The following is an 18,918-nucleotide window of genomic DNA, read 5'->3' as shown; positions in this document are numbered from 1 at the left end:
TTAGTAGTCTGGTACGAAGACGTGCGGACGCCCACCGATGGGCGAAGGCAGGGCCAGCTGTCCCGTCCAGGAGAACCCCGGGCTGAAAGGTTGCCGATGGAATCCCACCGACGCATTGCCAACGATGTGAGCGCTGCGAACGGGAATCTCGCGGGAATCGCGGAGCCGGTGAGCCACCTGAACGGTCACCGGCCCGTTGCCATGGCCGCTGGGCCTTTCCATGAGGCAAGCCAGAGGATCCTGGGCACCGTGAACACGGTGATCGACGGTAAATCGGACGCCGCGAAGCTCGCATTGACGGTCTTGCTCGCCCAGGGCCACCTGCTGCTCGAGGATGTGCCGGGTGTGGGCAAGACGCTCCTGGCCAAAACGCTCGCCAGGACCATCGACTGCACGGTCAACCGGATCCAGTTCACTCCGGACCTTCTCCCCTCCGATGTAACAGGCGTCTCCATTTACAACCAGTCCTCCAGGCTTTTCGAGTTCCGGCCCGGTGCAGTCTTCGCGAACATCGTCATCGGCGATGAAATCAACCGGGCGTCAGCGAAGACCCAGTCGGCGCTGCTCGAATGCATGGAAGAGCACCAGGTGACGGTGGACGGCCATTCCTACCGCCTTGACGAGCCGTTCATGGTGGTGGCAACGCAAAACCCCATCGAAATGGAGGGCACCTATCCCTTGCCGGAGGCCCAGCGGGACCGTTTTATGGCGCGGATCTCTATGGGCTACCCGGACAAGGAATCCGAGATCGAGATGCTGGAGACCCACCAGTCGGCGTCACCGCTGGCCAAGGTGTCCCCGGTGGTGACCACGGCTGAGGTGGCGGCGATGATCGCCACCGTCCAGCAGGTCTACGTCTCGCAGGCCGTTAAGGAATACACGGTGTCCGTGGGCCGGGCCACCCGTGAAAGCCCGCTGCTCCGCCTGGGCGCAAGCCCCCGGTCCATGCTGCAGCTGCTGCGCGCCGCGAAGGCCACTGCCGCGCTGGACGGCCGCGACTTTGTCCTTCCTGATGATGTGGTTGACGTTGCCGAAGCAGTCCTGGCGCACCGGATCATCCTGGACCGCAAAGCAGCGGGGGCAGGGGAAACCGCGCATAGCGTCCTGCGCGGCATTCTGTCCCGGCTGCCTGTCACGCAAAAGCCGTCGGATGCCGCGGCCAGGCCTTCCGCAACCGGACGGAACGCCCCCGTGGCAGGCTTGAGCAGGAACCACTAGGCGGACCTTCCATGGCGCTGCTGGACCGACTGCCCCGACACCTCTTCACCCCGCGCGGCTGGGGAATGCTGGCCGCAGGCGCCGCAGCACTCGCGGCTGCCCACGTCATGGGCCGCAGGGATCTGTTGAGCCTGGCTGTGCTCCTCTTCGTCCTCCCGCTGGTTTCCCTCGCCGGGATCCGGCTGGTCAAACCCCGCTTCCAGGTTTACCGGGAATTCAATCCCTCCCCGGTGGAAACGGCCGCGCCCACCACTGTCCGGCTCGCAGTGGCACGGACCGGAGCATCAGGCGGCCGGGCCACCATGGAAGAACGGCTGCCGCCGAGGTTCGGCGAGTCGCCCGCCTTCCGGTTCCCTTCCCGCTCAGCCACCGGCGGCACCAGCCGGTACGAGTACCACCTGTCCTCGGCCCAGCGCGGCCAGTTCCTGATCGGACCCGTGACCGCGGAGTTCACCGACCCGTTCGGGTTATCGCTGCATCGGCAGGCAATTGACGACGGCGACACGCTCACGGTGACGCCCGCCGCCGTCGTCCTTCCCTTGACCGGCCTGGCCGGCGCCCGGGGTAACGACGGCGTCACGGCCACGAGGATCCGGGCCAACCCCAGCGACGATGACGTGATGACTAGGGAGTACCGCCATGGGGATCCGATGCGCCGGGTCCACTGGGCCGCGACGGCGCGCCATGGCGAACTGATGGTGCGGCAGGAGGAATCCGTCACCACACCCGAGGCCACCATTATCCTGGACCACCGGTTCGCAGCGTTTTCCGGGAGCCCGGGGACACTTCCGGCAGCACATGCGGCCCAGGACGGCCACCCGATGATCAGCAGCGAGACGTTCGAGTGGGCCGTGGTTGCCGCCATGTCCATCAGCGCCCACCTTGCCGAGCGCAATTATGGCCTGCGCCTGCTGGATGTGCGCGGTGAACCGGCATTCCTGCGGTCGCCGTCGGCTCCGGAGCCCGAGCTGGAGGAGTACAGCGGGGCTTCCGGGCTCCAGTCCATCGGAGAAAGCCTGGCGGCCATCCAGCTCACGGGGCCCCACCACCTGCGCGGTGACGGTGCACGCAGGGACTTCTTCGGCGCCATGGACTCGCGCGGCCATCAGGAGGCGGGGCCCCCGCCTTTTGATGATCAGCTCATGGACAAGCTCTCCGCCCACCGCATGCGCGGACCGGTCATTGCTGTCCTGGGCAGGATCCCGGCACTGGAAGCCCTGTCGCTGGCCCCGGCCGCGGGCTACGGTACCAATGCCTTCGCCATCCTGGTGACAGAGCGGCCCGCGGAATGTGAGGACGCCCTCGAGAAGCTGCGGCAGGGAGGCTGGCGGGCAGCGGCAGTGGCACCACAGGTATCCGTGGCAGCCGCGTGGAACCAGTTCGACCAGGACCTCGCCGTGCCGGAACCCCCGGCGACGGAGGTCCGGCGCGGAGCAGGGGTGGCATGATGACCATTGCACCAGCGAGAAATCCCGGGACCGGCCGGCAACAGCCTCCGCCCACCGCAACCATGGCAGGCCGCCGCGTGGGCGGCTACCCGTGGGTGATGGCGGGCTCCATTGCCTTCGCCGTAGCAGGCGCCGCTCTGTCACTGAACGGGGTATTGCGTGGCTGGGCGTGGTACTGGCCGGTCTTTACCACGGTGCTGGTGATCAGCCTTACCCTTGCTGCGTTGCGTTCGGTCAGGGCACAACCTGTGGTGGTCACAGCCGGCGGATTCCTCTCCCTGGCCGCCATCCTGACACTGACGTTCTTCCGGAGCACCAGTTTCGCGGGCATCGTCCCCACCGGAGCCAGCCTGGCCGAGCTGGACCGGCTGATACGCCGCGCCAGTGAAACCGTGCTCTCTGAAACTTCGCCCGTGGCCCCCAACGTTGGCATCGTGATGGTGATCTGCGCCGTGCTGGGCCTGGCCGTCATCCTGGTGGACGCCCTGGCCGTGCCGCTGGGCATGCCTGCCGCCACCGGAATGGGGCTGCTGGCCATCTTGGTGGTGCCCGCGATGATCAAGCCCCAGAGCGTGGGCTTTTGGGGTTTCACTGCCGCTGTTGCCGGGTATCTGATGATCCTGGCATGCAGCCAGTGGTACGTTCCGGACGCGCGAACCCAGACGGACTCCGTGCGAAGCCCCGGCCAGGGGCGAAGGGCAGTCCTGACCGGCGTCGTCGCGGTGGCCGCCACCCTGGTGCTGCCGCTGGCCATTCCCGGATTCGACCAGGGCACTTTCCCGCAAGGCTCCCGCATCAATCCCTGGGGCACCTCCACCGGGCTGAACCCCATGATCACGCTGGGCAACAGCTTGCGGACCCCTGCCGGGAGCGGCCGGATCACCTACGCCACCAACTCCCCTGCCCCGCTGTACCTGCGCTCCGTCACCGTGGACAATTTCGACGGCGACTCCTGGGGCCCCGATGACCGCAACGCTTCCCGCCGCCCCTTGGGGAACCAGATCGAACCGGGCTACGCGGTGTCCGAGGAGCAGCAACTGGTCACCGCCATAGACACCGGAACGTTCACCAGCCCGTACCTGCCGGTTCCCTACGCGCCGGAATCGGTGCGCGGCCTCGAGGGGCGGTGGACCTGGGACCCTGCCACACTGAGCATCAAGGGAACGGACACCACGTCACGCCGGCAGGAATACCTGGTCACGTCCACTGTTCCCAAGCTGACGGCCGGGGTGCTGGCCAGGTCTTCGGCACCCGTGCAGGGCATCGCGGAGGACTTCAGCAGGATTCCGGGCAACGTTCCGGACATCGTCCGGACCACGGCGAACACCGTGGCCGGTTCCAGCCCCACGTCCTACGACAAAGCGATGGCCATCCAGAAGTACCTTCGGTCAGCGCAGTTCACCTACTCGCTGCAGTCTCCTGTGCAGGGCGGCTACGACGGAAACGGCCTCTCGGTCCTTGCCGATTTCCTGAACCGGAAGAGCGGCTATTGCATCCACTACGCTTCCGCCATGGCCGTGATGGCCAGGCTTGAGGGCATCCCCAGCCGGATCGCCGTGGGCTACGCCCCGGGCAGGCTGACCGGCGCCACCGTATCCGTTGCCGGCCAGGGTGCGCTGCCGGAGTACGAGGTGGATGCCCGGGACGCGCACGCCTGGCCGGAGCTCTACTTCCAGGGCCTTGGCTGGGTGCCGTTCGAGCCCACCCCGTCCCGCGGTGTGGTGCCGGACTATGCCACCGAGAGCTCCGCTTCCTCAATTCCGGACTCGACGGACAACAACGACGACCTGATCCCGGACAGCACGCCTGCTCCGTCTCCGGCACCGAGTGCCGTCCCGCTGCCCGGTTCGGGTGCCGGTGGAACCACGGACACCGGGAGCCAGCTGCTGCCCTGGCTGCTCGGCGCCGGCGTACTGTTCGGAGCCGCCCTGCTTGCGGCCTCCCCCAGGCTGGTCCGGACAGGCATCCGGGCACGGCGGCTCCGGGCTCCCGACCAGGGCTCGGCCGTGCCGCTGGCCTGGAAGGAAATGGTTGATCTGGGCACCGACTACGGCCTGCCGCCCGAGCCAAGCGAAACCCCGCGCGGTTACTCCGCCCGGCTTCGGGGCTCCGCCCTGATGGGCGAACCGGGCGGGATGGACGAGGCAGCCCACCAGGCCGCAGCGGCGCTGACTGCCGACTTCGAACGCCAGAAGTACGGGCCCCCGTTGGTCAGCGTCCAGGAGGCCGCAGGGGAGGCCGGAACGAGACCGGGCCTCCCCCCGCACAACGCCGTGACCGCCGCTCGTATAGCGGCTCTCGAGTCTGCGTTGCACGCCAATGCCTCCACCCTGCGGCGGTTTCGCGCGGTGTGGTTGCCGCCGTCGTTGGTGGGACGGTTGGGAAGCCTGCTGGCGGCGCCCTTCAAGGCGGCAGGGGCTGCGGCGGGCAAAGCAGCGAAAGCCGCCGCGCGCACCTGGCCGGCACGCTGGTCCGGACACTCCTGATACAGGTGTTCCGGATCCAGTCGTTGGGGGTCCAGGGCGGGCGGCGGCTTTCGCCGGCAGGGTAAGGTACTAGCCGGCGTAGGGGTCGGCGATGCCGATGTACTGGGTGTAGAGGTATTCCTCGATGCCTTCGAGGCCGCCTTCGCGGCCCAGGCCGGACTGCTTCACGCCGCCGAACGGCGCGGCGGCGTTGGAAATGACGCCGGCGTTCAGGCCGAGCATTCCGGTTTCGAGTTTTTCGCCCATCCGGATGCCACGGTTGAGGTCCTTGGTGAAGACGTAGGCGACCAGCCCGTATTCGGTGTTGTTGGCCAGGCGCACCGCGTCATCTTCGCTGCTGAAGGTGGTGATGGGGGCGACGGGGCCGAAGATTTCCTCGGACAGGATGCGGGTGCCTTCGGTGACGCCGGACAGGATGGTGGGCTGGTAGAAGTAGCCAGGCCCGTCAACCGGAGCGCCGCCCACTACTGCCTTCGCGCCGGAGGCAACGGCGTCGGACACCAGTTCGTGGACCTTGTCCCGGCTCTTGGCATCGATCAGCGGACCCACCTTGGACTCCGGCTCGGTGCCCCGGGCCGTGGTCATCTCCCGCATCTTCGCCGCGAACTTCTCGGCGAACTCCGCAGCAACTGATTCGTGCACGATGAACCGGTTGGCAGCGGTGCAGGCCTCGCCCATGTTCCGCAGCTTGGCAAGCATGGCGCCGGCGACGGCGGCGTCCAGGTCGGCGTCCTCAAAGACCACGAACGGGGCGTTGCCACCAAGTTCCATGGAGGTCCGCAGCACAGTTTCGGAGGCGTCGGACAGCAGCCGGCGGCCCACCTCGGTGGAGCCGGTGAAGGAGAGCTTGCGGAGCCGGGAGTCCTTGATCAGCGGGCCCGTGGTGGCGCCGGCCGTGGAGGTGGGGATGACGTTCAGGACGCCGGCGGGCAGGCCGGCCTCCTGCATGACAGCGGCGAACAGCTGGGAAGTCAGCGGCGTCAGGTTTGCGGACTTCAGCACCATGGTGCAGCCGGCGGCGACGGCCGGGGCAATCTTGCGCGTGGCCATGGCCAGCGGGAAGTTCCACGGGGTGATCAGCAGGCAGGGGCCCACCGGTTTCTTGGTCACCAGCAGCCGGGACTTGCCGTCCGGGGAGACGGAGTAACGGCCGAAAGCACGGACAGCCTCTTCGGAGAACCAGCGCAGGAACTCGGCCCCATAGGTCACCTCACCGCGGGCTTCGGCCAGGGGCTTGCCCATCTCCATGGTCATCAGCAGCGCGAAGTCCTCGGCCCGCTCGGTGACCAGGTCAAAGGCACGGCGCAGGATCTCGCCGCGCTCCCGCGGCGGGACCTTCGCCCAGGACTCCTGCGCGGCAGCAGCGGCATCCAGGGCCGCGGCACCATCCTCAGGACCGGCGTCGGCAATGCTCAACAGCACCTTGCCCGTGGCCGGATCCTCGACGTCGAACGTCTTGCCGGAAGCGGCGTCCCGCCACTCACCGTTGATCAGCAGGCCGGTGGGAACAGAGGCCAGAAGGGCGCTTTCGCGCTCTGCGGAAACGGCCGGCTGTGCAATGACAGTCACGATGACTCCCTCGTCAGTAGGGTTGTTGCAGCCCGCCGGCAGGCGGCCGGAATAGCCGCGGCGGTACGGGCTGATTAGTTGCCAGACTACTGCCGGGCAAGCGGCCGGTCTACGCCTTTACGCACTACCTCCAAACGAGGATGCTGTGCACCTGCACAGCACGGTGGAGGGCGCCAAGGGTGCTCAGCGGGCAGCCAAAACCGCCGAATAAAGCTCCCGTTTGCTCACGCGGACGTCCTCCGCGACCGCTGCCACGGCTTCCTTGAGCCGGATCCCCTGCGCCACCAGCTCATTAACGGCAGCCACGTGGTCCTCGGGCGTCCCGGCGGCCTGTTCGGGGGCGCCGGCCAGGACCACGGCAATCTCACCGCGGACCTCCGTGCCCTCAGCCCACTGCAGGAGTTCGGAAAGGGAGCCGCGAATCACTTCTTCGTACGTTTTGGTCAGTTCGCGGCACACCGCGACACGGCGGTCAGGGCCGAAGCGCTCCCGCAGGGCCCGCAGCATCGCTTCGAGCCGGTGCGGCGCCTCGAAGAACACCATGGTGCGCCGCTCCGCTGACAGGTCCGCCAGCCGCGATGCCCGTTCACCGGCCTTCCGCGGCAGGAATCCTTCAAAACAGAAACGGTCGGTGGGCAGGCCGGACAGCGCCAAGGCTGTCAGCACCGCGGACGGCCCGGGAACGGCAGTGACGGTAATGCCGGCGGCCACGGCGCCCTCCACCAAGCGAAAGCCGGGATCCGAAACCGCGGGCATTCCCGCGTCGGTGACCATGACCAGGGTCTTGCCCGCCCTCACCTGATCGAGGAGCTCAGCGGTCTTGGTGGCCTCGTTGTGCTCGTGGTAGCTGATGACGCGGCCTGCCACCGTGACCCCCAGGCTCTGCACCAGGCGGTGCAGCCGGCGGGTGTCCTCGGCCGCAACGATGTCCGCCGTCGCCAGCAGGTCCACGAGGCGGGCCGAGGCATCGCCGGTGTTGCCGATGGGCGTAGCGGCGAGCACGATCCTCCCGGCTCCCTGCCCTGGAGCGGCAACAGCTCCCGCATCCGCGGCAGGCTCTCCACCCGCCCAGCCGGGGGTTGCAGGGCCGGAATCGGGGAAAGTGCTGGGGTTAGGGTCCACGCCACCAGCCTACTGCTGCGGGCGCTGCCAGCCGCAAAAGGTAGCATGGGGCTCGTGACGCAGACCTCGACGCGGCCAGCCGGACCCGGACACGCCGCCGGGGCGTCCAGCAGTACCACCCCTGCGGGCCGGCCCGGAAACGGTCCGGCACGGCCCTGGATCAGCCGGCCGGCCGAAGCGTTCACTGCCGAAGCCCTCCGCACCCGGCTGCTGGGCGGGCAGCCCTGGCGAGGGTACCCATTGTCGCTGCGGCTGTGGTTCGTGCTGGTGCCTGTCCTGACGGCCGCCGCAGGCGGGGTCCTCCGCTTCATCCGGCTGGACGCGCCGCACAAGCTGGTCTTCGACGAAACCTATTACGTCAAGGACGCCTACTCGTACCTGGTGAGCGGCTATGAACGTGCCTGGCCGGACAAGGCGAACGATTTCTTCAACGCCGGCAACCCCGGCGTGCTCCTGGATTCGCCCGAATACGTGGTCCATCCGCCGGTGGGAAAGTGGATGATCGCCGCCGGAATGTGGCTCTTCGGCGCGGACAGCTCCTTCGGCTGGCGCTTCTCGGCCGCCTTGACCGGAACCCTGTCCATCCTGCTCCTGTCGCTGATCGCACTGAAGCTCTTCGGGTCCCTTCCCCTGGCGGGAGCGGCCGGCCTCCTGCTGGCCGTGGACGGCCACCACCTGGTAATGTCCCGGACATCGCTGCTGGACATCTTCCTGATGTTCTGGGTCCTTGCCGCGTTCGGCGCCTTGCTGCTGGACCGGGATGACGGACGACGCCGGCTGGCGGCCCGGCTGGGCAGGGTGGCGGAGCTCGGTGGAGGCCGTCCCACTCCGGCACAGCTCATGTCGGGCCCGTGGCTGGGGATCCGCTGGTGGCGGATAGCGGCAGGCGCCTGCCTGGGGCTCGCCGTGGGGACCAAGTGGTCCGGACTGTTCTTCCTGGCCGGGTTCGGCATTCTCACCGTGCTGTGGGACCTCAACGCGCGGCGGGTGGCGGGCATCCGCGGCTGGATCAGCGGTGGCATCATCAAGGACGGTCTCCCGGCGTTCCTGGGCGTGGTTCCGGTTGCCGCCCTGGTGTACGCCGCGAGCTGGACGGGCTGGTTCCGTTCGAGTGACGCCTACTTCCGCCGTTGGGCGCAAAGCAACCCCTCAGCCGAGTGGGGATGGCTGCCCGATTCGGTCCGGTCCCTGGCCCACTACCACCTGGAGGCGTACAAATTCCACCAGGGCCTGGGCTCGGAGCATCCCTACGAGGCCAGCGCCTGGAGCTGGCTGGTAATGGGCCGGCCGACGTCGTTCTTTTATGAATCCCCCGAACGCGGCACCCCGGGCTGCGACTTCGACAGGTGCACCTCTGCCATCCTGTCGGTGGGGAACCCGCTGATCTGGTGGACGGCAGCCGTTTCGCTGGTGGTCCTTCTGTTCTGGTGGGCCGGACGCCGCGACTGGCGTGCCGGGGCCGTGCTGGCAGGCGTCGCTGCCGGGTACCTGCCCTGGTTCATGTACCCCGAACGGACCATGTTCTTCTTTTACGCCGTGTCCTTCGAGCCGTTCCTGGTGCTGGCGCTGGTCTATTGCCTGGGGCTGGTCCTGGGGAAGACCACCGATCCCCCGTGGCGCCGCCGGTCCGGGCTGTACCTGGTGGTCCTGTTTGTGGCGGCGGCAATGATGTTGTCAGCCTTCTTCTATCCGGTGTGGGCAGCCGAAATCATCCCGTACCAGGAGTGGAGACTTCGAATGTGGATGCCGTCCTGGATCTAGGGCAGGATGTCAAAAGACCTTGGAACGAGCCGCTGCCGCGGCGTGGCAGCGGAACGGAGACCTGCTGTGAGAGAAGCGAGCACCGAACTGCTGGTTGAGCTTGACGCCGCCAGCAACGTTACGGACCTGCTGCTGGAACAGCAGGCCGCGAACCCGGCCCACGCCTTGTACCGGCGCAAGGGGCGCAACGGCTGGGTGGACGTGCCCGCGCAGAAATTCCTGCAGGACGTCAGTGCCCTGGCCAAGGGCCTTATCGCCGGCGGCCTCGAGCCCGGTGACACCGTGGCCGTTATGTCGGCCACCTCCTACGAGTGGACGCTCGTGGATTTCGCCATCTGGTTTGCCGGCGGCGTGACCGTTCCCATCTACGAAACATCCTCCGCCAGCCAGGTGGAATGGATCCTGCACGACGCCGGCGTCCGGCGCGTGTTCGCGGAAGACCGCGCCAAGGCGGAGCTGGCGGCAGGCGTCCTGGCCGGTTCACCCCTGCTGCGGGACCGCCTGGTCAACGTGGTCCGGATGGAGTCCGACGGCGCTGCCCCCAATCTCGCCAGCCTCGCCGCCGCCGGAACGGGTGTCACGGATGCAGAGCTGGAACGGCACAGGAGCCGGGCCGGGCTGGACGACGTTGCCTCCCTGGTCTACACCTCCGGAACCACGGGCAAGCCCAAGGGTTGCGAAATCACCCATGGCAACTTCGCCCTGGTGGCCAAGAACATTGTTGCTTTCCTTCCCGAACTGCTTCTCCAGGAACAGGCCCGGACTCTGATGTTCCTGCCCCTCGCCCACGTGCTGGCCCGTGCGGTGCAGATAGTCTGCCTGACAGCGGGAGCCACCGTGGGGCACTCGCCAGGCGCGGCCGGGCTGCTGGAAGACCTGGGCTCCTTCCGGCCCACCTTCCTGCTGGTGGTTCCGCGGATCTTCGAAAAGGTACGTGCCACTGCGGCGCACAAGGCTGCCGCAGGGGGCAAAGCCCGGCTGTTCAGCGCCGCCGCTGCCACGGCCATTGAATACTCCAGGGCGGAGGACCGTCGAGCCCGCGGCGAGGGCGGCGGCCCCGGCTTGTTGTGCCGCATCCGCCACGGGATTTTCGACAGGCTGCTTTATCCGCGGCTTCGCCAGGCGATGGGCGGGCACGTGGGGTACACCGTTTCCGGCGCCAGCCCGCTGAACCTTGAGGACGCGCATTTCTTCCGCGGGGCGGGCATCCCGGTACTCGAAGGGTACGGCCTGACAGAAACCACGGCGCCCTGCACGGTAAATGCCCCGTCGCGCACCAAGGTGGGATCTGTGGGAATCCCTATTCCGGGCACTACCGTCCGGGTGGCCGAAGACGGCGAAATCCTGGTGAAGGGGATCGGCGTTTTCCGGGGCTATCACGCCAACCAGGCCGCAAATGCCGAGGCGTTTGTGGACGGGTTCTTCCGCACCGGTGACCTTGGCCACCTGGACCCCGAAGGCTTCCTCACCGTTACAGGGCGAAAGAAGGAAATGCTGGTCACGGCCGGCGGCAAAAACGTGGCACCCGGACCACTTGAGGAGAAGATTCGAACACACCAACTGGTGGGCCACGCCGTGGTGGTGGGTGACGGCAAGCCATTTGTCTCAGCCTTGGTGACCCTCGATCCGGAGGGCCTGCAAGACTGGCACTCGGAACGCGGCCTGCCATCCCGGTCCATCCGCGAGGCGGCCGGCGATCCGCAGGTAGTGGCCGCAGTGCAGGAAGCGGTGGACCAGGCGAACCTGCTGGTGTCCAAGGCGGAGTCCATCCGCAGGGTCGCCATACTGGATACCGAATTCACGGTGGACTCAGGTCACCTCACGCCCTCGCTCAAGGTCAAGCGCAACGCCGTGGTGCGCGATTTCCAGGCAGAAATCGGCAAACTTTACGCCTGATCGGCGCTCTGCTCCCCTGCCGCTGCAGGCTCATCCTTCACCAGGCCCCGCCGCCGGCGGGTTGGCCAGGTGAGGATCAGCGTCACGAGAGCGGTGAGCAGTACCAGCGCCGCGATCACCATTCCGGCGTCAATCCAGAACTGGCCGGGGAACAGCCGGATCAGGGTGTCGTCGAGGCTGAACGTCCAGGAGCCCTCTGCGAAGAAGATCCGGTGGAACTCCGTGAAGAACTGCTGCCATCCCACCACTGCCAATGCCCCCAGGCCCAGAATCAGCACCAGAGTGATGATGGACCCCGCAAACAGGCCCCTCCTGACACCCCCGGAACTGCGCTTGCGCAGGTACAGGATGGCGATCAGGCTAACCAGCACCAGCAGCACACCCGCACCGAAGGTGGAAAGGATCACCAGCTTGACGTCCGCCATATGGCTGACTTCGCCGTCCTTGAACAGCTTGTCGCCGCTGCGGTGCACCAGGTCTCCGAGGTAGCGCGGGCCGGCCCAGTTCGTCAGGTAATCCACGGCGTAGGAGCCGTAGGTCATCCTGTCGTCGGTGCTGAACCCATAGCCGTCGCCGGGAAATCCGGGCCGGTTGTATTCCACCCACAGGAACAACGGAGTGGTCACCGCCCGGACGGCGACGATCAGCAGAACCAGCGGGAAGAAGATGGCCAGCAGGACCTGCATCACCCGTGGAGCCACCGGCTTGGCGTTGGCAGCGCTCTCCCGCTGGGCATTGCGGCGCTCCACCTCTTCCTGTGGCGGACGGACCTGCAGGGCTGAGGTGGGAAGTTGCTCCCGGAAAACAGGTGAGCTTCCGTGGCCCGAGGTGGATCCGGGCTCTTCGACGGCGGCCTCGGCGGCTTTGCGGTCAGCACGGCTTTCCGGCTGACCCGCCTTGCCTGCGCGTGCGGCCGCCGGGCCGGCGGTGCCCGGGGCAGCCGGGCCTGTGGCGACGGGAGCCTGCGCCTCCGTTGAGCCGTGGGAGGTGGCAAAAGCGTCAGGCTCCGCGGTGCTGCGGCGGGCGGAATCGGCGTCGTCCTTCGCGGCCTTCTCTGACCGGCTTTCGGGTGCCGCAGTGCCGCCGGTCATCCAGGAGAATGCCGGCTCGTCGGAATCACCGGCCGTGTCCAGGATCGGGTCCGGCTGCGGCTCGGCGCGCCGGGCGCGGGCAGGAGTTTCGTCTTTCACAGCAGCGTCCACTTCCGTTGGCTCTTCGCGCCAGGTTCCGGGTCCGCCGGCGCGCTTTCTCTGTTGACGAGCCTACCGTCCGGGATTCCGGCTGGGCGAGGAACCACCCCGGACGGATTACAACGATTCAGGCAGCGATTTCGGAATCGCCTGCATCCTCCCGGCGCAAGTCACCGCGTTCCCCTGCCAGGTAGGCGGGCCGGCCACACACCATAACGTAGAGCCAGTACCCGGCCAGCACGCAGGCCCCGATAGCGATCTTGGCCCAGACCGGCAGCGGGCTGGGTGTCACGAACCCTTCCACGAGGCCGGAGACGAACAGCACCATTACCAGGCCCAGGGCCACGGTGATCAGGGACCGGCCTTCCTCGGCCACCGCCCTTCCCCGGGTGCGCGCGCCCGGGGAAACCATGGCCCAGAAAATCCGCAGGCCCGCGGCGCACGCAATAAATACTGCCGTGAGCTCCATGAGGCCGTGCGGCAGGATATAGCTGAAGAAGACATCTGTTTTGCCGGCTGCGGCGAAGATGCCGGCGGCAATCCCTACCCCTTGGGCGTTGGCAAACAGGATCATCGGGACCCAGACACCCGTGATTCCCAGGGCCACGGCCTGCGCGCTGATCCAGGCGTTGTTGGTCCAGACGGCGCCGGCAAAGGAGGCGGCAGGGTTTTCCGAGTAATAGTTGATGAAGTCGTCCTCGACATACTGCCGGGCCGCCGCTTCGGATGCCACCGCCCGCAACGCCTCAGGGCTTCCGCCGATCCACAGCGCATAGGCTGTCGCGATGAGGACAAAGGCGGCACCGCAGGCCAGAGTAAGCCACGTGAGCCGGTAGAACGCAGCAGGAAGGGCAACTACGAAGAACCGCGCCAGGTCCGCCATCACGTTGGACCGCGCCCCCGTGAAACGGGTCCTCGCCTGCGCAAGCGTGGCCGAGAGGGACGCCGAAAGACCGCTTTCGGGAGCCACGGACCGGATGAGGGACAGGTGCGCGGATGTGGACTGGTACAGGCCCAGCAGTTCGTCAGCTTCTGCCCCGGTGAGCCTTGCCTTGTAGGCGAGTTCGTGCAGCCGGGACCACTTGTCCGCATTAACGGCGGAGAACGCGTCCATATCCACGGCATCAGCCTAGCGCCCGGCACTAGAATTGCGACTGCAACGACGGCTGCGAGGAACAGGAACCAGAGTGAGTTCAATCGTCACGGGCGAGGCAGTTGTCCTGGAATTGCGTCCGGCCTCCTTCGCGGCCCGCGCGCTGGGCCTGCTCCTGGACATGGCGTTGAGCATCGCGCTGCTGGTGGTGATCCTGATAGGGCTGTCGGCCGCCGGGGAGGACCTGGACGAAGCCGCCTTGCGTGCGCTGGTCCTTGCCAGTGTGGTCTTCTGCCTAGTGATCGTTCCGGTGGCGATCGAGACCCTGAGCCGCGGACTCTCGCTGGGTAAACTTGCAGCCGGCCTGCGGGTGGTCAGGGAAGACGGCGGCGCCATCCGTTTCCGCCATGCCCTGATCCGCGGCCTGACCGGCTTCCTCGAAATCTACTTGACCTTCGGTGGCCTTGCCATTGCCGTGGCCCTCTTCAACGACAGGTCGCGGCGGCTGGGCGACCTGATGGCCGGGACCTATGCCATCCGCAGCCGGGTGCCTGTGGAACCAGCCACGGCGGTGTTCGTTCCGCCCAGGCTGCAGCCATGGGCTGCTGCGGCGGATATCGGCAGGATCCCGGATGCGACGGCGCGGCGGGCATCCCAGTTCATCCGGCAGGCCGGCCGGATGGCACCGTTGTCCCGGGCCGGAATGGCTGCATCAATCGCCACTGAGCTCGCGGCCCATGTGGCACCTCCCCCGCCGCCAGGAACCAGCCCTGATGACTACCTTGCCGCCGTCGTCGCTGAACGGCGGAGCAGGGAGCTGGCCAGGCTGGGCACTGCACGACGACGGAGCGCTGAGACGGGCGAGCGGCTGCAGCGGCTGCCGTTCAGCAGTTAGCCCCCGCCTCCGTGCGCTAGTTGTCGTATTCAGCCCAAGGGATGTTCCAGTCGCCGAAGCCGTCCGTGTGGGCGGCGTAGTCGCCCTCGGTGTTGACGATCTGGACCACGTCGCCGGTGCCCATGTTGTCGAAGACCCAGGCAGCGCCGTCGGGAGCGAATCCGATGCAGCCATGCGAGACGTTCGTGTTGCCGATGAACGGGAACGCGGACGGCAGGGCCTGGTGGATGTAGGCGCCGCTGAGGGTCAGCCGGATGGTGTACTCGACGTCCACGTCGCCGTAATAGGCGGGGTCGTCCGGCTTCAGTCCGATGCTCGAGGCCCGGAAGTGGTCATAGCGCTTCTTCTCCATCAATACGCCATACCCCCGTGCCGACGGGAAGCGCTTGTCCCCCATGCTGACCGGGAGCGTTTTGACCACCTGGTCGTTGACGCTCAGCGTGAAGGTATGGGCAGAAGCGTCCGCCACCGCCACCTTCTTGTCACCAATGGAGACGTTCACCTTTTTGTTGAAGTTGGCGATCTGGCCGTTGCCCAAATCCACACCGAACAGCTTCATGTCCATGGTGAGGGTGGAATTTGCCGCCCAGAAGTTTTCTGCCCGGTACCGGACCATGGTGTCGCTGTACCAGTGGAAAGCGCCCGTCTGGCCTGCGCTGCTGGAAATGGTGATGGCCTTCTCCACGGCGTCACGGTTGGTGACGGGTTCGCTGAAGATGATCTGCAGCGGCTGCCCCACACCCACCTTCATGCCGTCCAAGGGGTAGACGGCAGCATCCGCTTCATGGGAGCTGGAGACGGTGCTGAACGTTTGCGTGGTGCTGGTTTCCCGTCCGGCACTGTCCTTGACCACGTAGGTGTAGCTGTAGTCCGTGTTGAACTTCAATGCTCCTGCCGCCGTCCAGCCGGTGCCGCCGGCGTCGATGCTGCCTTCCACGGTCTCGCCGGCGGTGCTGGTGAGCGTGACGCGTTCGATGGTCCCGTTGGTCACTTTCAGCGAAACGGGCGCGGCAGGGTTGACCTGCTTGGCACCGTTGGCGGGGGCGGCGTCCAGTTTCACGGGCGCGATCACCGGCAACGCGGCACCTGGAGATGTGCGGACGGCGGAGCCTGCCTCGGATTCGATGGCGCCGCGGGCTGCTCCCGGGGCTACAGCGGCGAACACGCCGCCCATGGCGGCGAGGAGGCATACTGCCACCACCAAAAGAATTTTTTTGGCTCCGCCGGCACGGCGACGCTTGACTTCAGGCTCCATATTTTGATCCTAGGCGCAGAAAGTAACAGCCCGGGTGCGCGCGGCACCCGGGCACTTTACTTCTTAGTAACGATAGTGCTCGGGCTTGTAGGGACCTGCCACATCGAGGTCCAGGTACTCGGCCTGGTCCTTGGTCAGCTCGGTGAGCTCCACGCCCAGGGCATCAAGATGCAGGCGTGCCACCTTTTCGTCCAGAACCTTGGGCAGGACGTAGACCTGGTTTTCGTACTCGCGTTCTCCCTCGGGCTGGTCCTTCTTGGTCCACAGCTCGATCTGGGCGATGGTCTGGTTGGCGAACGAGTTGCTCATCACGAAGGACGGGTGTCCCGTGGCGTTGCCCAGGTTCAGCAGCCGGCCTTCCGAGAGGACGATGATGGATCGCTCGGCGGCGGTTCCCTCGTCAAAGACCCATTCGTGGACCTGCGGCTTGATCTCCACCTTCTTGATGCCCGGGACCTTCGCGAGCCCGGCCATGTCGATCTCGTTGTCGAAGTGGCCGATATTGCCCACGATCGCCTTGTTCTTCATGCCCGCCATGTGCTCGGCCATAATGACGTCCTTGTTGCCCGTGGTGGTGATGAAGATGTCTCCCTGGGCCAGCACGGATTCAAGTTTTGCCACCTGGTAGCCGTCCATCGCCGCCTGCAGTGCGCAGATGGGGTCGATCTCGGTGACGATGACGCGGGAGCCCTGGCCGCGCAGGGCCTCCGCTGCGCCCTTGCCGACGTCGCCGTAACCGCAGACGACGGCGACCTTGCCGCCCATGAGAACATCGGTGGCGCGGTTGATACCGTCCGGAAGGGAGTGCCGGATTCCGTACTTGTTGTCGAACTTGCTCTTGGTGACGGAGTCGTTGACGTTGATCGCGGGGAACAGCAGCTTGCCCTGCTCAGCCAGCTGGTACAGGCGGTGCACGCCGGTGGTGGTTTCCTCGCTGACGCCCTTGATGGTGCCGGCCGCCCGGGTCCACTTCTTCGGGTCGGCCGCGAGGGAGCGGCGGAGGACTTCCAGGAAGATCCCGTATTCTTCCGAATCGGTGGGATCGGCGGAGGGAACGTTGCCCACTGCTTCGAACTCCACGCCCTTGTGCACCAGCATGGTGGCGTCGCCGCCGTCGTCCAGGATCATATTGGGTCCGAGCTCCGGGTTGGACTCCGCACCGGGCCAGGTGAGGATCTGCTCGGCGGTCCACCAGTATTCCTCAAGAGTTTCGCCCTTCCAGGCGAACACGGGCACCCCCTGCGGGTCCTCGACCGTGCCCTTGCCCACCACCACGGCCGCAGCAGCCTCATCCTGGGTGGAGAAGATGTTGCAGGAAGCCCACCGGACCTCCGCGCCGAGGGCAGTCAGCGTTTCGATCAGCACGGCGGTCTGCACGGTCATGTGCAAGGAACCGGCGATCCGGGCACCTTTGAGCGGCTGGCTCGGGCCGAACTCCTCCCGCAGGGACATCAGGCCGGGCATCTCGTGCTCGGCGAGGCGGATCTGGTGCCGGCCGGCTTCTGCGAGCGAGATATCGGCAACCTTGTAATCAAAAGCCATGGGTAAATCCTTTACGTGGTCCGGCGGTGTGGCCGGTGCTGTTCCGGGAATTGCGGCACCGGGGCACTTGCTCCGGGTGTGGTTCGGGTGGACGTCTGGGCGAGGGTCTACTCTGCCGGTGGCGCGGCAGCGGACGCGTCATGCTGGTCTGAACCGGCGGAGGCGGCGGCTGCCAGCAGTTCGGGCGGAAGCAGCAGCGGAATCCCATCCTCAATGGCGTAGCGGGGCTTCACGCCGGACGCGTCCTCTGCGGTCGCCACAAGTTCCTCGCCTTCCTGCACCAGGTGTGAACCCGTCACGGGGCAACGCAGGACGGACAGCAGTTCAGGACTGATCTTTGGCATTGGTACATGCTCCCTGGCGGGCGCGCTGGCGCCGGTAGCGGACGGAATTGCAGCTTCCAGCGTACCGCCAGATGCGGTCAGGACGGTTCCCGCAGGACGCGCAGGTGGCCCCTCCGAGTTCCTTCCGCTCCCGCCGGAGCTTCCAGGGCGGTGTGCGGTCCACGGTTGGCAGTGCCCTGCGGCGGCTGGGCCGGCAAGGCAGCCGCGTCGCGCACGGCGTTGGCTAATGCCAGCAGGTCATCGGGGCCCGGCTGTTGCGGGGTGCTGGGCATGGCAAGGCGCAGCACTTCCCAGCCCCGCGGGACGGTCAGGGAGTCTGCGTGCTGCCCGCACAGGTCGTAACAATGGGGCTCGGCGTAGGTGGCCAGCGGACCGAGGACAGCGGTGGAGTCGGCATAGACGTACGTCAGGGTAGCCACCGCTGACTGGCGGCACGCAGATCTTGAACACTGACGGATAGCTCCCACGACATCCCAGACTACTCGCTGTCCGCTGCAAAACAGCGCATTGCGGCTTCGGGTCGACGCGTGTGAAGGCGGAGACAATGTGTCGCGTAATTGTTCGCCCGGGTTTACAGTCGATGTATGCAGTCATCGAACCATGAATCAGGTTTTACGGTCCGGTTGGCTGACCCGGATGCCCGCCAGGCCCCGGGCACCGCAGCGCCCGGCAAGAGTTTTATGGCCCGCCGCCGCAACCGGCATGGACGCGGGCTTCGCGGTGAGGTGATGCTCCCCACCCATCCGGGTTACCGCACGCGGTCAGACCGGTTTGATGACATGGTGCTGGACTCCGCGCAGCGGCTCCACGATATCTGGGGCAAAACCCTCGACGGCGTGCGGTTCGGCGTGGATGAAATTCCGCCCGACCTTGAACAGCTTGCGGCCAATTCGGCCCCCGCCCCCATGGGCGCCTACATCCCTGCCACGGATGAGGACGGCCCTACGATCACGGTGTACCGGCGGGTGGTTGAGCAGGCCTGCGGAGGCGCCGAAGACCTTCAGGACCTGGTCCATGATGTGGTGGTGGAGCACACCGCTGAAATGCTCGGTGTTGCCCCTGAAACCCTGGACCCCGTTTACCGGCGCAGGTACTGAGC

15 protein-coding genes are annotated in these 18,918 nt (G+C 66.7%); 7 read left to right on the top strand and 8 right to left on the bottom strand.

Translation table 11 applies throughout. From position 1 onward, the window contains the following. Positions 1-96: 96 nt before the first annotated feature. From AC5RVY_RS11320 to AC5RVY_RS11310, 3 genes are read left to right on the top strand one after another with little or no spacing between them, the layout of a single operon-like run. The gene (locus AC5RVY_RS11320) at positions 97-1,218 is read left to right on the top strand and encodes an AAA family ATPase (RefSeq protein ID WP_493954805.1); all 1,122 of its coding nucleotides are present in this window, start codon (positions 97-99) and stop codon (positions 1,216-1,218) included. An 11-nt stretch (positions 1,219-1,229) separates the two neighbouring features. Then, the gene (locus tag AC5RVY_RS11315) at positions 1,230-2,666 is read left to right on the top strand and encodes a DUF58 domain-containing protein (protein ID WP_493954804.1); all 1,437 of its coding nucleotides are present in this window, start codon (positions 1,230-1,232) and stop codon (positions 2,664-2,666) included. Next, positions 2,666-5,152: a transglutaminase TgpA family protein gene (locus tag AC5RVY_RS11310; protein ID WP_493955052.1), complete on the top strand. Its 2,487-nt coding sequence runs from the start codon at positions 2,666-2,668 to the stop codon at positions 5,150-5,152. Before AC5RVY_RS11315 ends, AC5RVY_RS11310 begins: the two co-directional genes overlap by 1 nt. A 69-nt stretch (positions 5,153-5,221) precedes the next feature. On the opposite strand, the gene AC5RVY_RS11305 is transcribed toward AC5RVY_RS11310, so the two are convergent. After that, on the bottom strand, positions 5,222-6,721 hold the full coding sequence (locus tag AC5RVY_RS11305) for an NAD-dependent succinate-semialdehyde dehydrogenase (protein ID WP_493954803.1): 1,500 nt from the start codon (positions 6,719-6,721) through the stop codon (positions 5,222-5,224). Positions 6,722-6,904: 183 nt separating this feature from the next. Further along, entirely contained in the window at positions 6,905-7,843 is a 939-nt protein-coding gene (gene rsmI / locus AC5RVY_RS11300) for a 16S rRNA (cytidine(1402)-2'-O)-methyltransferase (RefSeq protein WP_493954802.1), read from the bottom strand. 45 nt (positions 7,844-7,888) lie between these two features. On the opposite strand from rsmI, the gene AC5RVY_RS11295 reads away from it, so the two are divergent. After that, positions 7,889-9,604 carry a dolichyl-phosphate-mannose--protein mannosyltransferase gene (locus AC5RVY_RS11295; protein ID WP_493954801.1) on the top strand — a complete coding sequence of 572 codons (1,716 nt, stop codon included), beginning with the start codon at positions 7,889-7,891 and terminating at the stop codon, positions 9,602-9,604. 66 nt (positions 9,605-9,670) lie between these two features. Beyond that, entirely contained in the window at positions 9,671-11,500 is a 1,830-nt protein-coding gene (locus AC5RVY_RS11290) for an AMP-dependent synthetase/ligase (RefSeq protein ID WP_493954800.1), read from the top strand. On the opposite strand, the gene AC5RVY_RS11285 is transcribed toward AC5RVY_RS11290, so the two are convergent. Then, positions 11,491-12,690, bottom strand: coding sequence for a TIGR01906 family membrane protein (locus AC5RVY_RS11285; protein WP_493954799.1), 1,200 nt, complete (start codon positions 12,688-12,690; stop codon positions 11,491-11,493). The two genes, AC5RVY_RS11290 and AC5RVY_RS11285, sit on opposite strands and share 10 nt — an antisense overlap. Before the next feature lie 127 nt (positions 12,691-12,817). Continuing rightward, positions 12,818-13,810 carry a stage II sporulation protein M gene (locus tag AC5RVY_RS11280; protein ID WP_493954798.1) on the bottom strand — a complete coding sequence of 331 codons (993 nt, stop codon included), beginning with the start codon at positions 13,808-13,810 and terminating at the stop codon, positions 12,818-12,820. A 67-nt stretch (positions 13,811-13,877) separates the two neighbouring features. Here AC5RVY_RS11280 and AC5RVY_RS11275 point away from each other — a divergent pair, with 67 nt between their 5' ends. Continuing rightward, positions 13,878-14,678 carry an RDD family protein gene (locus AC5RVY_RS11275; protein ID WP_493954797.1) on the top strand — a complete coding sequence of 267 codons (801 nt, stop codon included), beginning with the start codon at positions 13,878-13,880 and terminating at the stop codon, positions 14,676-14,678. Positions 14,679-14,694: 16 nt separating this feature from the next. On the opposite strand, the gene AC5RVY_RS11270 is transcribed toward AC5RVY_RS11275, so the two are convergent. The 4 genes from AC5RVY_RS11270 to AC5RVY_RS11255 form a co-directional block, all read right to left on the bottom strand. Next, a complete protein-coding gene (locus AC5RVY_RS11270) occupies positions 14,695-15,933 on the bottom strand; it encodes a L,D-transpeptidase (protein ID WP_493954796.1) in 1,239 nt (412 codons plus the stop codon). Positions 15,934-15,996: 63 nt separating this feature from the next. Then, positions 15,997-17,475: an adenosylhomocysteinase gene (gene ahcY, locus AC5RVY_RS11265; RefSeq protein ID WP_493954795.1), complete on the bottom strand. Its 1,479-nt coding sequence runs from the start codon at positions 17,473-17,475 to the stop codon at positions 15,997-15,999. Between the two features lie 107 nt (positions 17,476-17,582). Next, a complete protein-coding gene (locus AC5RVY_RS11260) occupies positions 17,583-17,819 on the bottom strand; it encodes a hypothetical protein (protein WP_493954794.1) in 237 nt (78 codons plus the stop codon). A gap of 77 nt (positions 17,820-17,896) precedes the next feature. Then, positions 17,897-18,286: a DUF3499 domain-containing protein gene (locus tag AC5RVY_RS11255; RefSeq protein WP_493954793.1), complete on the bottom strand. Its 390-nt coding sequence runs from the start codon at positions 18,284-18,286 to the stop codon at positions 17,897-17,899. 117 nt (positions 18,287-18,403) lie between these two features. Here AC5RVY_RS11255 and AC5RVY_RS11250 point away from each other — a divergent pair, with 117 nt between their 5' ends. After that, positions 18,404-18,916: a metallopeptidase family protein gene (locus AC5RVY_RS11250; protein WP_493954792.1), complete on the top strand. Its 513-nt coding sequence runs from the start codon at positions 18,404-18,406 to the stop codon at positions 18,914-18,916. Positions 18,917-18,918: the final 2 nt, after the last annotated feature.

Source organism: Arthrobacter sp. Ha26, from assembly GCF_059091705.1.
Note: the sequence above shows the minus strand (reverse complement) of the source record. Positions and strands in the feature narration are given on the sequence as shown.